This window comes from Candidatus Pseudomonas phytovorans (assembly GCA_029202525.1).
GTDB classification, from domain to species: domain Bacteria; phylum Pseudomonadota; class Gammaproteobacteria; order Pseudomonadales; family Pseudomonadaceae; genus Aquipseudomonas; species Aquipseudomonas phytovorans.
The window spans coordinates 1,809,173-1,829,113 of sequence record CP119325.1 but is presented as its reverse complement, the minus strand read 5'-3'; the positions used below and the strand labels follow the sequence as shown (position 1 = coordinate 1,829,113).

Genomic DNA, 19,941 nt, shown 5'->3' with positions numbered 1-19,941 from the left:
ACCTGCTGTGGGCGCTCGCCTAGGCGGCCTTTCGCCGGGTCGCCCCCAGCAAGTCCTGGTACCAAAGGCCGGCGTCATAGGCGATGGTGACCAGGGTGGTCGCCGCATAGCGCGGGTGCTGGGCCATGCGCTGGGCAACGGCGAGGCAGGCTGCGGCGGTATTCCCCACGAAAATGCCGCTTTGCATGTAGAACCAGCGCTGTGCCGCCAGCATTTCTGCATGCTGCACCTGAGCCCGCTCGCCCACCAGCGACCAGTCCAGGAAGGGCGGGCAAACACCCACGGCCATGCCCTCAAAACGATGGTCCGTGAACACGCCCGCCCTTGAATCACAACCGCTGGGGTCGACCAACACCGTCGACACCTCGAAACCGTGATCCTTCAACCCCAGGGTGATACCGGTGAAGCTTGCACCCGTGCCGGCGCAGCCGACAAACAGGATTTCCCGCCCCGCCCCGACGTTGGTCAATTGCACGGCAAGTTCGCTGGCCGTCTGGTAACGATGGGCTTCAATGCCCACCGGGTTATTGAATTGATCGGTGTAGAAGTAGGACTTGCCCAGCGCGGCCTGGTTTTCCAGGTGATGCATCACGACATCCTTGGGCGTGGCACCGGCAACCAGCATCTCCTTGCCGATCAGCCTGGCACCAAAACACTCCAGCAAATCCCGTTTGGTCTGGCTGAAGCCAAGCCCTACCGCCAGTTCGACGGCAACCTGGTACTTGTGACAGGCCGCCAGCAAACCGAAACCGAAACTGCCACCGGTTTTTTCAATGACCGTGGTCACACCCGGGATGATGTCGCCATTGCGCAGGGCATGTTCGACGATGCGCCGGGCCGCCCGGTACTTGTGGCTGCCGCCTGGGTTGTTCATTTCCAGTTTGGTATAGATGCGCTCGCTGACGCTGATGAGCTCGCTCATTTGCGGCTACCTTCCATTGAAGTATGCAGGCAGGCCTTGTTCTGCAGCAGGCCAGCCGTGGCGAAGAGCAAACCGATGCACAGGGCCATGCAGATGGCATTGGTGCCATCCCAGCCAACCGTACTCAGCAACAGCGATGGGCTGAACGCACCGACGGTTGCCAGAATGGCAATGGCCAGGTCGTTCTTGCCCTGCATCTGCATCGCTGCCGGGCTGTTCTGCAGCGCCTGGGCCAGCAATGCTCCGCCGCCGACATACGTCAGGTTCCAGCCCAGCCCGAGGGCAATCAGCGCCAGGGTCATCATGGCGTAGCTGTGCGACCAGATATTCAGCGCCGAGCAACCGATCAACAGGGCCAGCCCGGCACAGATGGTGGTCTTGATGCCCAGCTTCTGGATGATTGCGCCGGTGAAAAATGACGGTGCAAACATGGCAACCACATGCCACTGGATTGCCAGGCGAACGTCCGAAAAGTCCTCATGCATGTGCTTCATGTGCATCGATGCCTGAATCATGAGCAGGTTCATGATCCCGTAGCTCAGCGCCGCAACAGCCATGGCCACTTTCACGGACGGGCTGAACGGCTCGGCGCGCAGCGTGGCGGATTTTTCCGCTTGCTGGCTGGCGCTGGCGATGCCGGTATCGTTGGGCAGGCAAACAGCAATCAACAGCGACAACACCGCCAGGCCAACAAACGAGGCATAACACAGCGAAAACAGCGGGTAGCCGCCAACGTCCCTGAGCCATTCGGTCAGTGTCGGCCCCACCACGGCGGCAATCACGCCCCCGGCCACAACCAGTGAAAGGGCTTTGGGCTTGAGGCTCTGGGCCAGGTTGTCAGTTGCCGCGAAGCGGTTGAAGTTGGCGAATGCGATGTAAACGCCCAACGCCGAATGGCTCAGTACCAGTAGCTGGAAATGCTGGTACTCCACCGCCAGATAACCGCTGATACCAGAAGCCGCCAAGGGGATCGACCCCAGCATGAAGGCCTTCTTGCGACCGATACGGCTCATCAACCTGGAGACCGGGTACGTAGCCAGCATCAGGCAGAGAAACTGGAACCCGTATGGCACGGTGGACCACGCAGCAGCCGGCGCCAATGCCGCACCGACGATGGCGGCCATGGTCACGGACATGACAGCGGTCGTCAGGTTGATCGACTGGGCGGTGAAGTACAGGTAGGTACGCCGCGGGAGTGTGCTGTTCATAGCGCAGGCTCGTGATAGGTGGACACATCGATTTCGGCATCGGGGAATATGCAGATCAGCCGCTCTTTGCCTTTGCCCAGGCGTTTGCGGCGCACGGACACATGCCCGATGCGCCGAGGCGACTCAAGGTGTGTGCCGCCACACGGGATTTCGATGCCGTTGTAGGTCCACAAGCGCGCGTCTTCCAGGCCCTGCACCGCGTAGTGTTCGATGGGCGCATCGCAGGCGATCAGCTCGTTTGCACGCCGTTCTATCTCAACCACGTCCTCGGCAGTGAAGGCGTCTTCGACCAGAAAATCGAAACGCGCCGAGTCTTCCTTGATATGGCAGCCGATGGTCCACTGTTGCAATTCTTCACGCAGGCTGATGGCGGCGGCGTACAGGAAGTGGCTGGCACTGTGAGACAGGGTCAACCGTTCGCGCCGTTCAATATCAATGCTGACGCGCGCCGGCATGCCAACGGTGACCTCATCCAGCAGGTGCAGGTCATCAGGGTGCAGGCTGTGAATAATGATGCCGCCCAGTTTTCCGCCTTTGAAACCCTCCAGCCGAATAGGGCTGCCGTAAAGTTTTTTAACCCAGACAAAGCGCACAGTGCCTATCGGGAGTTCAATCGTGCCGAAGTCCGCCTCCTGGCCGCCGCCTTCGGGGTAGGCCACAGTACTTTGCAATTCGATACCGTCACTGTGCACCCGCGTTACTTGAGTATTCGCACCCGCCAGGTGTTGGTCCTTGTAATACAGTTTCTCGGTATTGCGTAATACTTCATAGTTCAGAGCGTTCATGATTCAAGTACCACCTGCAATGATGTTTTTACCTGTACCCGGGCGGCGGCAGGCACGTCTTTGGTAATAATGCAGCCCGGCCCGATAAATGCGCCGTCGCCGACGTGGATGGCGCCCAGCACACTGGCGAATGCGCCGATCTGTACCCGATTGCCCAAAGTCGGGTGCCTGGCGCTCGAAGGGTTGTCACTGATGCCGCGAGCGCCCAGCGTTACGCCGCCAAGCACGTAGCAATCGTCACCAATGGTCGATGTTTCGCCAATGACGGTGCCCATACCATGGTCGATGATGAAGCGCGCACCGATACGGCTGCGGAAATGGATCTCCGCCCCCGAAAGCATTTTTCCGCGCCGGGAGATCATGGCGGCCAGGCATTGGCCGCCGGCGCCATAGCTAGAAGCCGTATTGCTGTAGATCCAATGGGCAAGTCGATAATGCAAAACTGCAGAATAAGAAGTGTAGGTCTTTGCAATGAATACCAGATCGCAACCGGCCGCTGGATCTTTCCGGGCGAAGGCCTGCAAGTCGGCATGGGCCTGCTCTGAAACACTTTCAATAATCCGTGTTTCTTGCAGCGCTTCGAACTCGTCGATTGAGCAGCACTCCAACAACGCCGAGGTCACAAGATTCTTTACAACTTTGAATGATGCCGGTTCATCAGGCAAAGGGAGCCTGGCAATCACGGCTGATTGCATGTCCATAGTTTGCATGGGCTTGATATCCAGTTGTCTGGTGTGCACAGACGCTAAAAGTGCCGCCTTGGCTGGCAGCCGAAAGTTCCGACAAGGGGATAGTGGCAGGTACTGGCCATTTGCAAACGAACAGTCGACAAGCATTTCCGTTAACTGTTAGGCTTTTTTTTCTAACAGTTTCGGACCTGCCATGAACCCCTGCAGCCTTCATCACTTGTTGAAACAGCGCCTGGATGCAGGCGAGTGGTTGCCAGGGCAGCGCATGCCCTCCATTCGCAAACTGACGGCCGCCGTCGACTTCAGCTACCACGACGTTGTATCGGCCTATGCCCAGCTGGTCAGCGAAGGTGTGCTGACGGCCTCACCCGGCCGGGGCTACTTCGTCGCAAACCGCACCCGGCAGACCAGCGTGATTCACGAACCCGAGTGCATGGCCGGCGACCCACTGTTCCGCCTGCTGCAGGGCGGCCAGCACTACACCAAACTGGGCAGCGGCTGGCTGCCCCCGGCATGGCGCGACACCGAGCTGCTGGCCAAGGCGATCAGGCGCACGGCGCGGCTGGAGCAAAGTTCGCTGGCAGAGTACGGCGACATCCAGGGTTACCTGCCCATGCGCAAACAGCTGTGTGTCCACATGAAACGGCTGACACGTGTCGAAGCCCGCCCCAACCAGTTGCTGACCACACTGGGCGCCACGCAAGGCCTGGACCTGGTTGCCCGGCTGCTGATCAAGCCAGGCGATCACGTTTTCGTCGACGAACCGGGCAACGGCAACCTGATCAAGCTGATCCAGCTGGCGGGTGGACACGTCGTCGGCATTCGCCGGACCCAGGACGGGCCGGACGTGGAAGAAATGCGCAGCTACCTGGCCAGCCACAAGGTCAAGGCGTTCTTCTGCAACAGCACCTTTCACAACCCGACCGGCAGCAACATCAGCCCGCACAACGCGTTCAGCGTGCTGCGCCTGGCGGTGGAGCACGAGTTCTTTGTGGTCGAAGATGACGTGTATGGCGACTTCAGCCCCGCCGTGCGCCAGACGTTCGCCGAGCTGGACAACCTGGACCGGGTCATCTACATCGGCAGTTTCTCCAAATGCCTGTCGGCCTCATTGCGCGTGGGCTTCATCGCTTGCTCGCAAGACCTGATAGAGCCGCTGACCCGCCTGAAACTGCTGACCTGCGTTGCCGTGCCAGCGTTTTGCGAGCGTTTCGTCAACACCATATTGTCGGACGGCACCTATGCCCGGCACATGAAGGATGTGCAGCAGCGCCTGATCAGGCAGCAAGTCCAGACCCAACGTTTATTGCTCGACCGCGGCTGGCAGTTCGAGATCGCGCCGCAAGGGGGCATGTTCCTGTGGGTCTATCACCCAGACCTGCCAGACCTGCAGCCTCTGGTACGCAAACTGGAGCAGCACAAGATCCTGCTGATGCCCGGCTCTGCGTTCGCGGTCACCCGTGACTATCGACGCTATGCGCGTATTAATTGCACGCACTTTTCCGACGCGCTGGCAGACCACTTCAACGTTTGAGCCTGCGCGGGTAAATATTCCGACCTGGGACCTTGCACGGCGGCTGCGCGCTTACTACCTTAGCGCCTTTCGAAACCCGCCTCGCCTTGCAGGAGCCCTTGTCATGGCCGCCCCCGCCTTTCCTCCCTTCCGCCTGCGGTTTGCAACCGCCGCCACACTGCTCGGCATGCTCGGGCTGGCCGGCTGCCAGACGGGCGGCCACCAGGACAGCGTGCCACCGACCAGCGGCGTGCAGCCGCTCAAAGGCCTGGCACAGAACGTCTCGGTACGCCGTAACGCCATGGGCGCGCCGTTGATCGAAAGCAGCAGCTTCCATGATGCGCTGTTCAGCCTGGGCTACGTGCACGCTGGCGACCGTATCGAACAGATGGTCGCCATGCGCCTGCTCGCCCAGGGCCGTTTGGCCGAACTGGCCGGCAGCGAAGCGCTGGACATCGACCGAATGATGCGCGCTGCCAACCTCAAGCAGAGCGCAGCCCAGCAATACGCCGACGCTTCGCCACGGCTCAAGCGCTTCTTCGAAGTGTATGCACGCGGGGTCAACGCCTACCTGTTCCGCTACCGCGACAAGCTGCCAGCCGAACTGGCCAACAGTGGCTATCGCCCCGAATACTGGAAGCCCGAGGACTCGGCGCTGATCTTCTGCCTGTACGCATTCAGCCAGTCGGTGAACCTGCAGGAAGAACTGAGCGCCCTGACCCTGGCGCAGAAGGCCGGCAGCGACAAACTGGCCTGGCTGCTGCCCGGCGCCCCGGACGAGCCATTGGCCGAATCAGAAGTGGACAAGCTCAAGGGCCTGAACCTGGCCAGCCAGTTGCCGGGCCTGCCAGCCCTGGCAGCCGCCAGCCAGAAACTGGCCGACCTTGACCTGCTCGGCAGCCCGGGCTCGGCCAACCTTGCCCTGGGCCCGCAGCGCAGCCGCAGTGGCAAGAGCCTGCTGGCCAGCGACAGCCGCGCCGCCTGGGCCCTGAGCCCGGTACAGATCCACACGGGCAAGTACCAGGCCGCCGGCCTGTCGTTGCCCGGTTTGCCGATCGTGCTGGCTGGCTACAATGGCAAGCTGGCCTGGAGCAGCAGCGCAGTGATGGCCGACAACCAGGACCTGTACCTTGAGCAACTGCGACGCCAGGGCAGCCAGCTGAGCTACCTGGCCGATGGCAAATGGCAGCCGGCCCGTGCCCGCAGCGAAACCTTCTTCGTCCGCGGCCAGCGCCCGCTGCGCGAGGTAATGTACGACACCCGCCACGGCACCCTGCTGGCCCAACCCGACAACGCCAGCCTGGGCCTGGCGCTGAACCTGCCGCAGTTCAAAGGCGACCGCAGCCTGGATGCACTGTTTGACCTGACCCGGGCCAAGACCGTGGAGCGCGCCTTCGACAGCACCCGTGAAGTGACCGCCGCCGCGCTCAACTTCGTCTTTGCCGAGCCCGACCATATCGGCTGGCAGGTCAGCGGCCGCTACCCCAACCGCCGGGAAGGCCAGGGCCTGCTGCCCTCGCCGGGCTGGGACGGGCGCTATGACTGGGACGGCTATGCCGACCCGATGCTGCACCCTTATGACCAGGACCCACCCGCCGGCTGGATCGGCCACGCCAACCAGCGCAGCCTGCCGCGTGGCTATGGCATGCAGCTGTCCAGCACCTGGTATTACCCGGAACGCGCAGAGCGCCTGGGCCAGCTGGCCGGCAATGGCCGCCACGACAGCCGCAGCCTGATGGCCCTGCAGAACGACCAGGTGACCCTGCTGGCGGGCAAGCTCAAGCAAATGTTCGATGCCCCCGGCATGGCCCAGCCCCTGAAGCAGGCGATCGCTGCCCTGCCCGCCGTACAGCGTGACAAGGCCAATGACGCACTGGCCCGGCTCAAGGCTTTCGACGGCCGCCTGAGCCCGGTTTCGGCAGATGCAGCGCTGTACGAACTGTTCCTCCAGGAAGTTGCCCGGCAGACCTTCCTCGACGACCTTGGCCCGGAGTCTGGCCCGGCTTGGCAGGCCTTCGTCAACAATGCACGGTTGTCGTTCTCGGCGCAGGCCGATCACCTGCTGGGCCGCGACGACAGCCCGTTCTGGGATGACCGCAGCACCCCGCAGAAAGAAGACAAACCCGCCATCCTCGCGCGCAGCCTGGCTGGCGCAGTGGATGCCGGCACCGCGCAACTGGGTGCCGACCGCCGCGCCTGGCAGTGGGGCAAGCTGCACCAGTACCGCTGGCCGGCACCGGCCTACCACGGCCTGGGCGACGCCACCCGCAGGTCACCGCTGGCGGCGGGGGGCGACTTCACGACCCTGGCCCTCACCCCGTACGCCTGGGGCAGCGACTTCGACACCCGCCTGCCGGCCTCGGCGCGGATGATCGTCGACTTCGGCCAGGCCGAGCCGTTGCAGGTACTGACCAGCAGCGGCCAATCCGGCAACCCGGCCAGCGCGCACTACAGCGATGGGCTGGATGCCTGGTTCAAAGGGCGCTTCATGAGCCTGCCGCTGCAACCGCAGAACTTCGGGCGGGCGTATGGCAGCCAGCGACTGACCTTGGTGCCCGGCAAGTAAACGGCATCGCCTGTTTTGGGGCTGCCTGGCAGCCCATCGCCGGCAAGCCAGCTCCCACACTGACCGCGTTGGTCTCAAACCTATGCCCGTCTGTAGGTCCCTGTGGGAGCTGGCTTGCCGGCGATGGGGCGCGAAGCGGCCCCAACCATTTCCAGTCGAACTTCCTTTCTCCTGCATGGCTCCTAACTGGTAACTCCAAACCAGCGCCCATGCCATGGACCTCGTCATCGCCCGCCCCGAAGGCCTGTACTGCCCCCCCGGTGATTTCTACATAGACCCGTGGCGACCCGTGGACCGCGCCGTGATCACCCATGGCCACGGTGACCACGCACGGACCGGCAATGCCCACTACCTGACCGCCGCCCCAGGCGCCGGCATTCTGCGCAGCCGCCTGGGCCAAGGCATCAACTTGCAGACCCTGCCCTACGGCGAATGCCTGCTGCACCACGGGGTGACCCTGAGCCTGCACCCGGCCGGGCATGTATTGGGCTCGGCGCAGGTGCGCCTTGAGTATCAGGGTGAAATCTGGGTCGCCTCTGGCGACTACAAGGTCGAGCCCGATGGTACCTGTGCCCCCTTCGAACCGGTGCCGTGCCACACCTTCATCACCGAATCGACCTTCGGCCTGCCGATCTACCGCTGGCCAAGCCAAGGCGAGATCTTCGCAGGCATCAATGCCTGGTGGCGGGCCAACAGTGAGCAGGGCAAGGTCAGCGTGCTGTTCTGCTATGCCTTCGGCAAAGCCCAGCGGATTCTGCACGGGCTGGACGCCAGCATCGGCCCGATCCTCGTGCATGGCGCCGTCGAGCCCCTGAACCGGGTGTACCGGGAGGCCGGCATACATCTGCCAGAAACCCGCTATGCCGGCGATATCCCGCGCAACGACCCTTTGCTGCGCCACGCGCTGGTCCTGGCGCCGCCCTCGGCCGGTGGCAGCAGCTGGATGCGCCGCTTCGGCGAGTACAGCGATGCCTTCGCCAGTGGCTGGATGCTGCTGCGCGGCACCCGTCGCCGGCGCGGCGTGGACCGGGGCTTTGTGCTTTCGGACCATGCCGACTGGCCCGGCCTGTTGTGGGCAATCGGCCAGACTGGCGCTGAACGGGTGATGGTTACCCACGGCTCGGTCAACGTGCTGGTGCGCTACCTCAGCGAACAAGGCCTTGATGCACGCGCCTTCGCCACCGAATACGGCGACGAGGACGACGTCGTCACCACCGAGCCCGCGTCATGAAAGCCTTCGCCACGCTGTACCTGCGCCTGGATGCGACCACGTCCAGCAACGCCAAGCTTGAGGCCCTGCGCGACTACTTCGCCAATGCCCCCGCAGCAGATGCGGCCTGGGCCGTGTACTTTCTGGCCGGCGGACGTCCGCGCCAACTGGTGCCCACGCGCGTATTGCGCGAACAGGCAACGGCCCAGGCCGGGTTGCCAGATTGGCTGTTCGACGAAAGCTACCAGGCAGTGGGTGACCTGGCCGAAACCATTTCGCTGCTGTTGCCCGTACACGCCGATGGCAGCGATGAAGGCCTTGCCACTTGGGTGGAACAGCATCTGCTGCCCCTGCGCGGGCTACCGCCTGAGCAGGTTCAGCAGCGCCTGCAGCCGCTCTGGGCGCAACTGGACCGCCCCAGCCTGATGCTGTGCCTGAAGCTGATCACGGGCAGTTTTCGCGTGGGCGTGTCCAAGCTGCTGGTCACCCGCGCCTTGGCGCAACTGGCCGGGCTGGATGCCAAACGCGTAGCCCAGCGGCTGGTCGGCTACACCGATATCAGCCACCGCCCCACAGCGGCCAGCTACCAGATGCTGATTGCCGCCGAGTCGGCCGACGAACACCGCCAGCGCGGCGGCCAGCCCTACCCGTTCTTCCTGGCGCACCCGCTGCAAGTGCCAACCGAACAGTTCGACACACTGCTAGGCCCACCAAGCGCCTGGCAGATCGAGTGGAAATGGGACGGTATCCGCGCCCAGGTGGTCAAGCGCGAAGGCCAACTGTGGGTCTGGTCGCGTGGCGAGGAGCTGGTTACCGATCGCTTCCCCGAGCTGCACAGCCTGGCGCAGACGTTACCCGATGGCGTCGTGCTGGACGGCGAAATCCTGGTCTGGAAGCCAGGCGGTAGCTCCGCTGAACTGGCCGTACAGCCATTTGCCGTATTACAGCAGCGCATCGGCCGCAAGACGCTGGGCAAAAAATTGCTGAACGATGCCCCGGTGGTACTGCAAGCCTACGACCTGCTGGAGTGGCAAGGCGAAGACTGGCGCAACCGGCCGCAGCACGAACGCCGCCGGCAGCTGGAACGGTTGGTGGAGGGCCACCCACTGGCCCCGGTGCTGCTTTCGCCCCTGCTCGAAGGCCCGGACTGGGCCGACCTCGCCCACCAGCGTGAGCAATCACGCAGCCTGGGCGTCGAGGGCCTGATGCTCAAGCAGCGTGAAGCCCTGTACGGCGTGGGCCGCACCAAGGACATGGGCACCTGGTGGAAGTGGAAGATCGACCCCTTCAGCGTCGATGCCGTGCTGATCTACGCCCAGCGCGGCCATGGCCGGCGGGCCAGCCTGTACAGCGACTATACCTTTGCCGTGTGGGACGCACCGGCCGGCACCCCGGGGCGTGCACTGGTGCCCTTTGCCAAGGCCTACTCCGGACTCAGTGACGAAGAAATGCGCAAAGTCGACGCCATTATTCGCAAGACCACGATAGAAACCTTCGGCCCGGTACGCAGTGTGACGCCGACACTGGTGTTCGAGCTGGGCTTTGAAGGCATCGCATTATCAAAACGCCACAAAAGCGGCATAGCCGTGCGCTTTCCGCGCATGCTGCGCTGGCGGCTGGACAAACCGGTGGAAGAGGCGGATGACCTGGCAACCTTGCAGGCATTGCTGGCCTGACAAAGCGCTGGCCAGAAAACACCGATGGAGGCGCAAGGCCAAAAACTATGCTTCTATCTTTGAGCCGACCCGTGTCGCAGACCGTATTCGCCACGCACTCAGGACCACCATGCACCATTCAACCCACGACCTGCTCTCACCCGTTCCGGGCATCACCCGCCAATTGCACAGCTTTCACTTCGGCCCCCGCGGTGGCGCCAAGGTTTATATCCAGGCTTCGCTGCATGCCGACGAGCTGCCGGGCATGCTGGTGGCCTGGCACCTCAAGCGCCGCCTGGCGGAACTGGAACAACAAGGCCGCCTGCAGCGTGAAATCATCCTGGTGCCGGTGGCCAACCCGGTCGGCCTGGAGCAAGTGCTGCTGGATGCGCCACTGGGGCGCTTCGAACTGCAAAGCGGCGAGAACTTCAACCGCAACTTCGTCGACCTGTCGGACACCATCGGTGACCAGATCGAAAAACACCTGACCCAGGACCCGGCGCACAACATTGCGCTGATCCGCGAATACCTGCGCCGAGGGCTGGACGCACACCCGGCCCGCACGCCTCTGCAGGCCCAGCGCCTGATCTTGCAACGCCTGGCCTGCGACGCCGACCTGGTGCTGGACCTGCACTGCGATTTCGAGGCAGTCGAGCACCTGTACACCACACCAGACGCCTGGCCGCAAATCGAACCGCTGGCCCGCTACCTGGGCGCCCAGGCCAGCCTGCTGGCCACCGACTCGGGCGGGCAGTCGTTCGACGAATGCTTCAGCCTGGTGTGGTGGCAGTTGCAGCAACGTTTCGGCAAGCGCTTCCCCATCCCGCTGGGCTGCTGCTCGGTGACTGTCGAACTGCGCGGCCAGGCCGATGTCAGCCATGACCTGGCCAGCAAGGATTGCCAGGCGATAATCGACTTCCTGACCCACGCAGGGGTTATCGAGGGTGTCAGCAGCGCCCTGCCCCCCTTGCTGAGCCCCGCCACGCCACTTGCCGCTGTGGAACCTGTGTCGACGCCACTGGGCGGCTTGCTGGTGTATCACGCAAAACCTGGGCAGCACCTGGAAGCCGGCCAGTTGATCGCAGAAATCATCGACCCGCTCAACGACCGGGTAACCGCTGTGCGCAACAGCCAGCCAGGCCTGTTGTATGCCCGCAGCGTGCGCCGCATGGCAACAGCGGGCATGGTCATCGCCCATGTGGCAGGCGAGCAGGTGTGCCGCAGTGGCTATCTGCTGGGCAACTGATTCGGTAAAACCATTACCCATGGTGGGTGGTCTGTAGAAGCACAACCTTCGACGGACCGCTGCCTCATGCCCGCCGCCACCGACCTTGCCAATACCTGGTTCGCCAAACGCGGCTGGAAGCCGTTCGCTTTCCAGCGACGCGTCTGGGCAGCCGTCGAGCGCGGCGAGTCTGGCCTGTTGCATGCCAGCACCGGCGCCGGCAAGACCTACGCCGTGTGGCTCGCAGCGCTTCGCGCTTTCAACACCCAGCCCCAGGGCAGCCAACCTGTACCCCTGCAGGTGCTGTGGGTCACGCCCATGCGGGCCTTGGCCACAGACACCGCGCGCGCCTTGCAGGCGCCGCTGGATGAACTTGAACTGCCTTGGCGCGTGGGGGTGCGCAGCGGAGACACCGGCAGCGCCGAACGCGCCCGGCAAGCACGGCGCCTGCCCAGCGTGCTGGTCACCACCCCCGAAAGCCTGACCTTGCTGCTGACCCGGGCACAGGCGCGCGAAGATTTCGCCACGCTGCGCCTGGTGGTGGTGGATGAATGGCACGAACTGCTGGGCAACAAGCGTGGGGTACAACTGCAACTGGCCCTGGCCCACCTGCGTCAGTGGCACCCGGCCCTGCCTACCTGGGGCCTCTCTGCCACGCTCGGCAACCTTCAACACGCGCTGGAGGTACTGCTGCCGCAAGGTGGCTTGCTGGTAGAAGGGCGCCAGGACAAGGCGCTGCAAGTCGATACCCTGCTGCCGGTGGCGATCGAGCGCTTCCCCTGGGCGGCGCACATGGGCCTCAAGATGCTCGAGCAGGTCTGCCAGGAAATTGATGCCAGTGCCAGTTGCCTGGTGTTCACCAACACGCGCGCCCAGGCCGAACTGTGGTACCAGGCGCTGCTTGAAGCCCGCCCCGACTGGGCCGGGCTGATTGCCTTGCACCATGCCTCGCTGGCGCGAGACACCCGTGACTGGGTCGAGCGCAGCCTCAAGCAAGGCAGCCTGAAGGCAGTGGTCTGCACGTCCAGCCTGGACCTGGGCGTGGATTTTCTGCCGGTGGAGCGGGTGCTGCAAATCGGCTCGGCCAAGGGCATTGCCCGCCTGATGCAGCGGGCCGGTCGCTCCGGCCATGCACCGGGGCGGCGCTCGCGGATAACCCTGGTGCCTACCCACAGCCTGGAACTGGTGGAAGCGGCGGCGGCGCGACAGGCACTGGCAGCCGGGCACATCGAAGCGCGCTTCTCGCCACGGCTGTGCATGGACGTGCTGGTGCAGCATCTGGTCAGCATGGCCCTGGGCAGTGGCTTTAGCGCCGAAAAGCTGCTGGCCGAAGTACGCAGCACCTGGGCGTTTGCCGAGTTGCGCGACAGCCAGTGGCAATGGGCCCTGGACTTCGTCTGCCACGGCGGTGGCTCACTCAGCGCCTACCCGGACTACCAGCGCGTGGAACGCCAGGCCGACGGGCAATACCGTGTGGCCAGCGAGCGCCTTGCGCGGCGCCATCGCATGAGCATCGGCACCATTGTCAGCGATGCCAACCTGCAACTGAAATACTGGACCAAGGGCAGCGGCGGCAAAACGCTGGGCAGTGTCGAAGAGGCATTCATCTCGCGCCTGAGACCCGGTGATACGCTTGTGTTTGCCGGACGGGTACTGGAACTGGTACGCGTGGAAAACATGACGGCCTACGTACGTCGCAGCACTGCGCGCAAGGCCGCGGTGGCGCGCTGGAATGGCGGGCGCATGCCGCTTTCGAGCGAACTGGCCGACGCGTTGGTCGAACAATTGGATGCCGCAGCCCACGAACGCTTCGACGGCCCGGAGATGCGTGCGGTGCGCCCGTTGCTGGCGCTACAGGCCAAATGGTCGGCCTTGCCCACCACAGGCACGTTGCTGGCCGAGACCTTCAAATCCCGCCAGGGCTGGCACTTGTTCCTGTACCCATTTGCCGGGCGCATGGCCAACATGGGCCTGGCCAGCCTGATTGCCTGGCGGGTCAGCCGCGTGCAGCCGCTGTCGGTGTCGATTGCCGTCAACGATTACGGGTTCGAACTGCTTAGCCCCGGCAACGTGGACTGGGCGGCGCACTTGCCCCAGGCGCTGACTACCGGGCAGCTGCTGGAGGATGTGCTGGCCAGCCTGAATGCGGGAGAAATGGCATTGCGCCGCTTTCGCGAGATCGCCCAGATTGCCGGGCTGGTGTTTGGCGGGTATCCGGCAGCGCAGAAAAGCACCCGGCAGATCCAGGCATCCAGCGGGCTGTTCTACGAAGTGTTCCGCAAGCATGACGCCGAGAACCTGTTGCTTGGCCAGGCGCGGGATGAGGTGCTGAGCGAGGAACTTGAAATTGAACGGCTGCGTCGGCAATTGCTGAAAATGGGCGGCCTGCGGCTGGACCTGCGCACCTTGAAGCGGCCGGGACCGTTGGCGTTTGCCTTGTTGGTAGAGGGCATGCGCGAGACGCTGAGCACCGAAAAACTGGCGGACCGTATTGCACGGATGGTGGCTGAATTGGAGAGTGCTGCAGATGGTCGATAAATGGAGTGGTTTAAGAGGACGGCAATGGACTAGGCCTGAATGAATCATCAGCCCATCCAGCACTGCGGCGAAGTACTCTGGCTACTCGCCGAAAAGGCCATCTACTGGCCCGCTCGCCGCGCCCTGCTGGTGGCCGATGTGCACATCGGCAAAGCCGCCAGCTATCGGGCCCTGCATCAACCGGTGCCACGTGGCACTACCGAGGCCACCCTCGCCCGGCTTGATACCTTGCTGGCCGCTTATGACTGTGAGCTACTGGTCATTCTGGGCGATTTTCTTCATGCCCGAACGGCCCGTGCACCCGCAACGCTGGCCAATGTGCATCAATGGCGGGAGCGCCATGAAGAACTCAACATCGTGCTGATACGCGGCAATCATGACCGCCACGCTGGCGATCCACCCGCGACGCTGCGCATCGAGGTGCAGGACGAACCTTGGCTGCTGGAGCCGTTTGCGCTACAGCACGAACCTGTGCCGCACGCGACGCAGCCGGTGCTGGCGGGCCATGTGCACCCGGTTTTCGTCCTGCGCGGCAAGGCCCGTCAACGCCTGCGCCTGCCATGCTTCGTGATCGACAAGGGTGTCAGCCTGCTACCGGCATTCGGTGAGTTCACCGGCGGCTGGACCATCGCGCCAAGCGGTTCAGGCCAGATATACCTGGCTGGCGCAGGGCGCGTCTGGCCGCTGTGACAGCGTTCACGCTACAGGCGCTGGAGGCGGCTCGTCCGGCAAGGTTGGCTCACCAGGTTCCATGGGTTGCGTTTCACCCGGTTCCGGTGGCTGGGGCGTATCGGGACCAGGCTGGTGGGGCACGCCCCCCGCCTGCATCGGCAGCGGGTGCGCCAGCAGTGACCAGGGCAACAACCCGACGTGGTTGGGCTGCAGGCCTGCCAGCTTGGCACTGATTGCGGGATGGAGTTTCATTGGCTGCTCCTGACGAAGGCCGGTGCACATCATGCGCACCGGCATTACTGCGTTGGAGTACCAAAGGCACGGGGAATTCCCCGCGTTTGTCGGCTCAGGTGCGTGGCAGGGTAACGCCGCGCTGGCCCTGGTATTTGCCGCCACGGTCCTTGTAGGACACTTCGCACTCTTCGTCCGACTGCAGGAACAGCATCTGTGCCACGCCTTCGTTGGCGTAGATTTTCGCCGGCAGCGTTGTGGTGTTGGAGAACTCCAGCGTCACATGGCCTTCCCACTCAGGCTCGAGCGGGGTGACGTTGACGATGATGCCGCAACGGGCGTAGGTGCTCTTGCCCAGGCAGATGGTCAGCACGTCACGTGGAATGCGGAAGTACTCGACGGTGCGGGCCAGGGCGAAGGAGTTCGGCGGGATGATGCACACGTCGCTCTTGATGTCGACGAAGCTGCCGGCATCAAAGTTCTTGGGGTCGACGGTGGCCGAGTTGATATTGGTGAAAACCTTGAATTCGTCGGCGCAGCGCACGTCGTAGCCGTAGCTGGAGACACCGAAGGAAATGACCCGGCTGTCCTGCTCGCCGCGCACCTGGCGCTCGACGAACGGTTCGATCATGCCGTGTTCCTGCGCCATGCGGCGAATCCACTTGTCCGATTTGATGCTCATGGCGGAAGTTTCCTGAAGAGTTGCGTGGTAAAAATCGTGATCCGCATCTTACCGGTCCCTGCGCCCAGGTTAAAGTTCTATGCCGCATCCCGCGCCGGGCGGAGGCTGCAGCCGCCGTCGATCCGAATTTGCGTAATGCACCTTCAGACCATTGGCAGGTTGCGGAAAGTGGGGTAAGGTGGCGCCACTGTGCTGCACGTGACACCGAGAATCTCTAGTTTGATGCACGATCAAGATCGAACCATCGCTGAATTTTCTGCTCTCTTTGCGCTCAGTCCCGGGAAGGGTTTTTCCTGACCGTAATCAAATTGTCCAAGGAGACAGAAAAATGTCCAACCGTCAAAACGGTACCGTTAAGTGGTTCAACGATGAGAAAGGCTACGGCTTCATCACCCCTCAGTCGGGCGACGACCTGTTCGTGCACTTCAAAGCCATCCAAGCTGACGGCTTCAAAACCCTGAAAGAAGGCCAGGCTGTTACTTTCGTCGCTACCCGCGGCCAGAAAGGCATGCAGGCTGAAGAAGTTCAAATCGCCTAAGTCGATTTAGCTTCCTCGCTTTCAAAAAAACCCGCCTTCTGGCGGGTTTTTTTATGCCTGACTGAAAATCGGCGCTGGCTTCTTCGCGGGCTTGCCCGCTCCCACAAGGGCTGCGCAAGCCTCAAGTGCTGTGCAGTCCCTGTGGGAGCGGGCAAGCCCGCGAAGCAGGCGACTCGGTCCGGCAGGTCAGTCTTCGCTGATGGTAATGCTCGGCATCGCTGGCGCCGCCGCTTCCTGCAGCACGATCCGCGCGCCCACCTGGCGGGCCAGCTCCTGATAGACCATGGCAATCTGGCTTTCCGGCTCGGCAATCGCCGTGGGCTTGCCGCTGTCGGCCTGCTCGCGGATCAGCATCGACAACGGCAGCGATGCCAGCAGGTCGACACCATACTGGCTAGCCAGCTTCTCGCCGCCGCCTTCGCCGAACAGGTGCTCGGCATGACCGCAGTTCGAACAGATATGCACGGCCATGTTTTCGACCACACCCAGCACCGGGATGTTGACCTTGCGGAACATCTCCACGCCTTTCTTGGCATCCAGCAACGCCAGGTCCTGCGGAGTGGTCACGATCACCGAACCGGCCACCGGTACCTTCTGCGCCAGGGTCAACTGAATATCGCCGGTGCCCGGGGGCATGTCGATCACCAGGTAGTCCAGGTCGTCCCAGGCGGTCTGGGTCACCAGTTGCAACAGCGCGCCGGAGACCATCGGGCCACGCCAGACCATCGGCGTGTTGTCGTCGGTGAGGAACGCCATGGACATGACTTCCACACCATGGGCCTTGATCGGCACAAACCACTTCTGCTCACGGATCTGCGGGCGGGTGCCTTCGGCGATACCGAACATCACGCCCTGGCTTGGGCCGTAGATGTCGGCATCGAGAATACCCACCCGCGCGCCTTCGCGTGCCAGCGCCAAGGCCAGGTTGGCGGCAGTGGTCGACTTGCCAACACCACCTTTGCCCGAGGCTACGGCGATGATGTTCCTGACACCGGCCAAGGCCGGCACCTGGGCCTGGGCCTTGTGCGCGGCCACCTGGCAATCGATTGACACCAGGGCGCTGCTGACACCCTCAACGTTGCCGATGGCGGTCTGCAGCACCTGGGCCCAGCCGTTCTTGAACAGCCCGGCGGCATACCCCAACTGCAATTGCACGCTGACCTGCCCGCCCTGGATATCGATGGCGCGCACGCAACCGGCGCTGACCGGGTCCTGGTTCAGGTAGGGGTCGGTGTACTGGCGAAGCACGCCTTCGACGGCGGCACGGGTGACGGCACTCATGGAGACTCCCATTGGCAAACTTAATGTAAAACAGGCGCCTATCCTAACCCGTCAATCGTCAGCATATGCTTCTGCTGGGTGAAATATCTTCGCCAGCCCTTTATAGTGGCCGATCACCCTCATTTTTACCCCGTAGCCAGATAAGTAGCCGAGCCACCATGTCCGAGCCACGTCAGATTCTCGTCACCAGCGCCCTGCCCTATGCCAATGGATCAATCCATCTAGGCCATATGCTCGAGTACATCCAGACAGACATGTGGGTCCGCTTCCAGAAAATGCGCGGCAACCAGTGCATCTACGTCTGCGCCGACGACGCCCACGGCTCGGCCATCATGCTGCGCGCCGAAAAGGAAGGCATCACCCCGGAGCAGCTGATCGCCAACGTTCAGGCCGAGCACAGCGGCGACTTCGCCGACTTCCTGGTGGACTTCGACAATTTCCACTCCACCCACAGCGAAGAAAACCGCGAACTGTCGAGCCTGATCTACACGCGCCTGCGTGAAGCCGGGCACATCGCCACCCGTTCGGTTACCCAGTACTTCGACCCGGAAAAGGGCATGTTCCTGGCCGACCGTTTCATCAAGGGCACCTGCCCCAAGTGCGCGGCCGAAGACCAGTACGGCGACAACTGTGAGAAATGCGGCGCCACTTACGCGCCGACCGAGCTGAAGAACCCCAAGTCGGCGATTTCCGGTGCCACCCCGGTACTGCGTGATTCCCAGCACTTCTTCTTCAAGCTGCCAGACTTTCAGGCCATGCTGCAGCAGTGGACCCGCAGCGGCACCCTGCAGGACGCAGTGGCCAACAAGCTGGCCGAGTGGCTGGATTCCGGCCTGCAGGAGTGGGATATCTCCCGTGATGCGCCGTACTTCGGCTTTGAAATCCCGGGCGAACCGGGCAAGTACTTCTACGTGTGGCTGGACGCGCCCATCGGCTACATGGCCAGTTTCAAGAACCTGTGCGCACGCCGCCCCGAGCTGGACTTTGATGCCTTCTGGAAGGAAGACTCCAAAGCCGAGCTGTACCACTTCATCGGCAAGGACATCGTCAACTTCCACGCCCTGTTCTGGCCCGCCATGCTCGAAGGCGCCGGCTTCCGCAAGCCGACCGCAGTCAACGTGCACGGCTACCTGACCGTCAACGGCGCCAAGATGTCCAAGTCGCGCGGCACCTTCATCAAGGCCCGCACCTACCTTGACCACCTGCAGCCGGAATACCTGCGTTACTACTACGCGGCCAAGCTGGGCCGTGGCGTCGACGACCTGGACCTGAACCTGGAAGACTTCGTGCAGAAGGTCAATTCCGACCTGGTTGGCAAGGTGGTCAACATCGCCAGCCGCTGCGCCGGGTTCATCCACAAAGGCAATGAAGGCGTGATGGTGACTGGCGATGCCGCACCGGAGCTGACCGAGGCCTTCCTGGCCGCAGCCCCGTCGATCGCCGAAGCCTACGAGGGCCGCGACTTCGGCCGTGCCATGCGCGAGATCATGGCGCTGGCCGACCGCGCCAACGCCTGGATTGCCGACAAGGCACCGTGGTCGCTGGCCAAGCAGGAAGGCAAGCAGGACGAAGTGCAGGCGATCTGCGCCCAGGGCATCAACCTGTTCCGCCAGCTGGTTATCTTCCTCAAGCCAGTGCTTCCGGTGCTGGCCGTCGATGCGGAGACCTTCCTCAATGTTGCCCCGCTGGCCTGGACCGACCACCAGTCGCGTCTGGAAAACCACCAGCTGAACCCGTTCAAGGCACTGATGAGCCGCATCGAACTGGCCAAGGTCGAAGCCATGGTCGCCGCCAGCAAGGAAGACCTGCTGGCCGCCGAAGCCAAGGCCCCCGCGGGCAATGGCGAGCTCACCAAGGACCCGCTGTCGGCAGAAATCGAGTTCGACACCTTTGCTGCCGTTGACCTGCGCGTGGCACTGATCGTCAAGGCCGAAGCCGTAGCAGGTGCCGACAAGCTGCTGCAACTGACCCTGGACATCGGTGACGAGCGCCGCAACGTGTTCTCCGGCATCAAGTCGGCTTACCCCGACCCGTCCAAGCTGGAGGGCCGCCTGACCATGATGGTTGCCAACCTCAAGCCACGGAAGATGCGCTTTGGTGTGTCCGAGGGCATGGTCATGGCCGCAGGCCCCGGCGGTGAAGAAATCTACCTGCTGAGCCCGGACAGCGGCGCCAAGCCAGGCCAGCGCATCAAGTAACGCCCCTGCCCCGGCCCTCGTGCCGGGG

At 63.1% G+C, this 19,941-nt stretch carries 16 protein-coding genes; 9 read left to right on the top strand and 7 right to left on the bottom strand.

Annotated elements, in window-relative coordinates:
• Positions 1-19: 19 nt before the first annotated feature.
• From P0Y58_08125 to P0Y58_08110, 4 genes are read right to left on the bottom strand one after another with little or no spacing between them, the layout of a single operon-like run.
• A complete protein-coding gene (locus P0Y58_08125) occupies positions 20-922 on the bottom strand; it encodes a pyridoxal-phosphate dependent enzyme (protein ID WEK32155.1) in 903 nt (300 codons plus the stop codon).
• Entirely contained in the window at positions 919-2,130 is a 1,212-nt protein-coding gene (locus P0Y58_08120; protein ID WEK32154.1) for an MFS transporter, read from the bottom strand. Before P0Y58_08120 ends, P0Y58_08125 begins: the two co-directional genes overlap by 4 nt.
• Positions 2,127-2,915 (bottom strand): alanyl-tRNA editing protein, encoded by a 789-nt coding sequence (locus P0Y58_08115; protein ID WEK32153.1) that lies wholly within the window; start codon positions 2,913-2,915, stop codon positions 2,127-2,129. The genes P0Y58_08120 and P0Y58_08115 overlap by 4 nt, the downstream gene beginning before the upstream one ends.
• Entirely contained in the window at positions 2,912-3,625 is a 714-nt protein-coding gene (locus P0Y58_08110) for a serine O-acetyltransferase (GenBank protein WEK32152.1), read from the bottom strand. Before P0Y58_08110 ends, P0Y58_08115 begins: the two co-directional genes overlap by 4 nt.
• Positions 3,626-3,797: 172 nt before the next feature.
• On the opposite strand from P0Y58_08110, the gene P0Y58_08105 reads away from it, so the two are divergent.
• From P0Y58_08105 to pdeM, 7 genes are all read left to right on the top strand, one after another.
• Positions 3,798-5,138, top strand: coding sequence for a PLP-dependent aminotransferase family protein (locus tag P0Y58_08105; protein WEK32151.1), 1,341 nt, complete (start codon positions 3,798-3,800; stop codon positions 5,136-5,138).
• 103 nt (positions 5,139-5,241) lie between these two features.
• Positions 5,242-7,683 (top strand): penicillin acylase family protein, encoded by a 2,442-nt coding sequence (locus tag P0Y58_08100; GenBank protein WEK32150.1) that lies wholly within the window; start codon positions 5,242-5,244, stop codon positions 7,681-7,683.
• 214 nt (positions 7,684-7,897) lie between these two features.
• Positions 7,898-8,914: a ligase-associated DNA damage response exonuclease gene (locus P0Y58_08095; GenBank protein ID WEK32149.1), complete on the top strand. Its 1,017-nt coding sequence runs from the start codon at positions 7,898-7,900 to the stop codon at positions 8,912-8,914.
• Positions 8,911-10,569 carry an ATP-dependent DNA ligase gene (locus P0Y58_08090; protein WEK32148.1) on the top strand — a complete coding sequence of 553 codons (1,659 nt, stop codon included), beginning with the start codon at positions 8,911-8,913 and terminating at the stop codon, positions 10,567-10,569. Before P0Y58_08095 ends, P0Y58_08090 begins: the two co-directional genes overlap by 4 nt.
• A 109-nt stretch (positions 10,570-10,678) precedes the next feature.
• On the top strand, positions 10,679-11,794 hold the full coding sequence (locus tag P0Y58_08085; GenBank protein ID WEK32147.1) for a M14 family metallopeptidase: 1,116 nt from the start codon (positions 10,679-10,681) through the stop codon (positions 11,792-11,794).
• Positions 11,795-11,860: 66 nt separating this feature from the next.
• Positions 11,861-14,311: a ligase-associated DNA damage response DEXH box helicase gene (locus P0Y58_08080; GenBank protein ID WEK32146.1), complete on the top strand. Its 2,451-nt coding sequence runs from the start codon at positions 11,861-11,863 to the stop codon at positions 14,309-14,311.
• A gap of 39 nt (positions 14,312-14,350) precedes the next feature.
• On the top strand, positions 14,351-15,001 hold the full coding sequence (gene pdeM, locus P0Y58_08075) for a ligase-associated DNA damage response endonuclease PdeM (protein WEK32145.1): 651 nt from the start codon (positions 14,351-14,353) through the stop codon (positions 14,999-15,001).
• Positions 15,002-15,007: 6 nt separating this feature from the next.
• Here pdeM and P0Y58_08070 read toward each other — a convergent pair whose 3' ends face one another.
• Together P0Y58_08070 and dcd are read right to left on the bottom strand one after the other, a co-directional pair.
• On the bottom strand, positions 15,008-15,235 hold the full coding sequence (locus P0Y58_08070; protein ID WEK32144.1) for a hypothetical protein: 228 nt from the start codon (positions 15,233-15,235) through the stop codon (positions 15,008-15,010).
• Positions 15,236-15,329: 94 nt separating this feature from the next.
• On the bottom strand, positions 15,330-15,896 hold the full coding sequence (gene dcd, locus P0Y58_08065) for a dCTP deaminase (protein ID WEK32143.1): 567 nt from the start codon (positions 15,894-15,896) through the stop codon (positions 15,330-15,332).
• A 328-nt stretch (positions 15,897-16,224) separates the two neighbouring features.
• On the opposite strand from dcd, the gene P0Y58_08060 reads away from it, so the two are divergent.
• Entirely contained in the window at positions 16,225-16,434 is a 210-nt protein-coding gene (locus P0Y58_08060; protein ID WEK32142.1) for a cold-shock protein, read from the top strand.
• Positions 16,435-16,620: 186 nt separating this feature from the next.
• On the opposite strand, the gene apbC is transcribed toward P0Y58_08060, so the two are convergent.
• Positions 16,621-17,715, bottom strand: a complete 1,095-nt coding sequence (apbC, locus tag P0Y58_08055) for an iron-sulfur cluster carrier protein ApbC (protein WEK32141.1) — start codon at positions 17,713-17,715, stop codon at positions 16,621-16,623.
• 158 nt (positions 17,716-17,873) lie between these two features.
• Here apbC and metG point away from each other — a divergent pair, with 158 nt between their 5' ends.
• The gene (metG, locus tag P0Y58_08050) at positions 17,874-19,913 is read left to right on the top strand and encodes a methionine--tRNA ligase (GenBank protein ID WEK32140.1); all 2,040 of its coding nucleotides are present in this window, start codon (positions 17,874-17,876) and stop codon (positions 19,911-19,913) included.
• Positions 19,914-19,941: the final 28 nt, after the last annotated feature.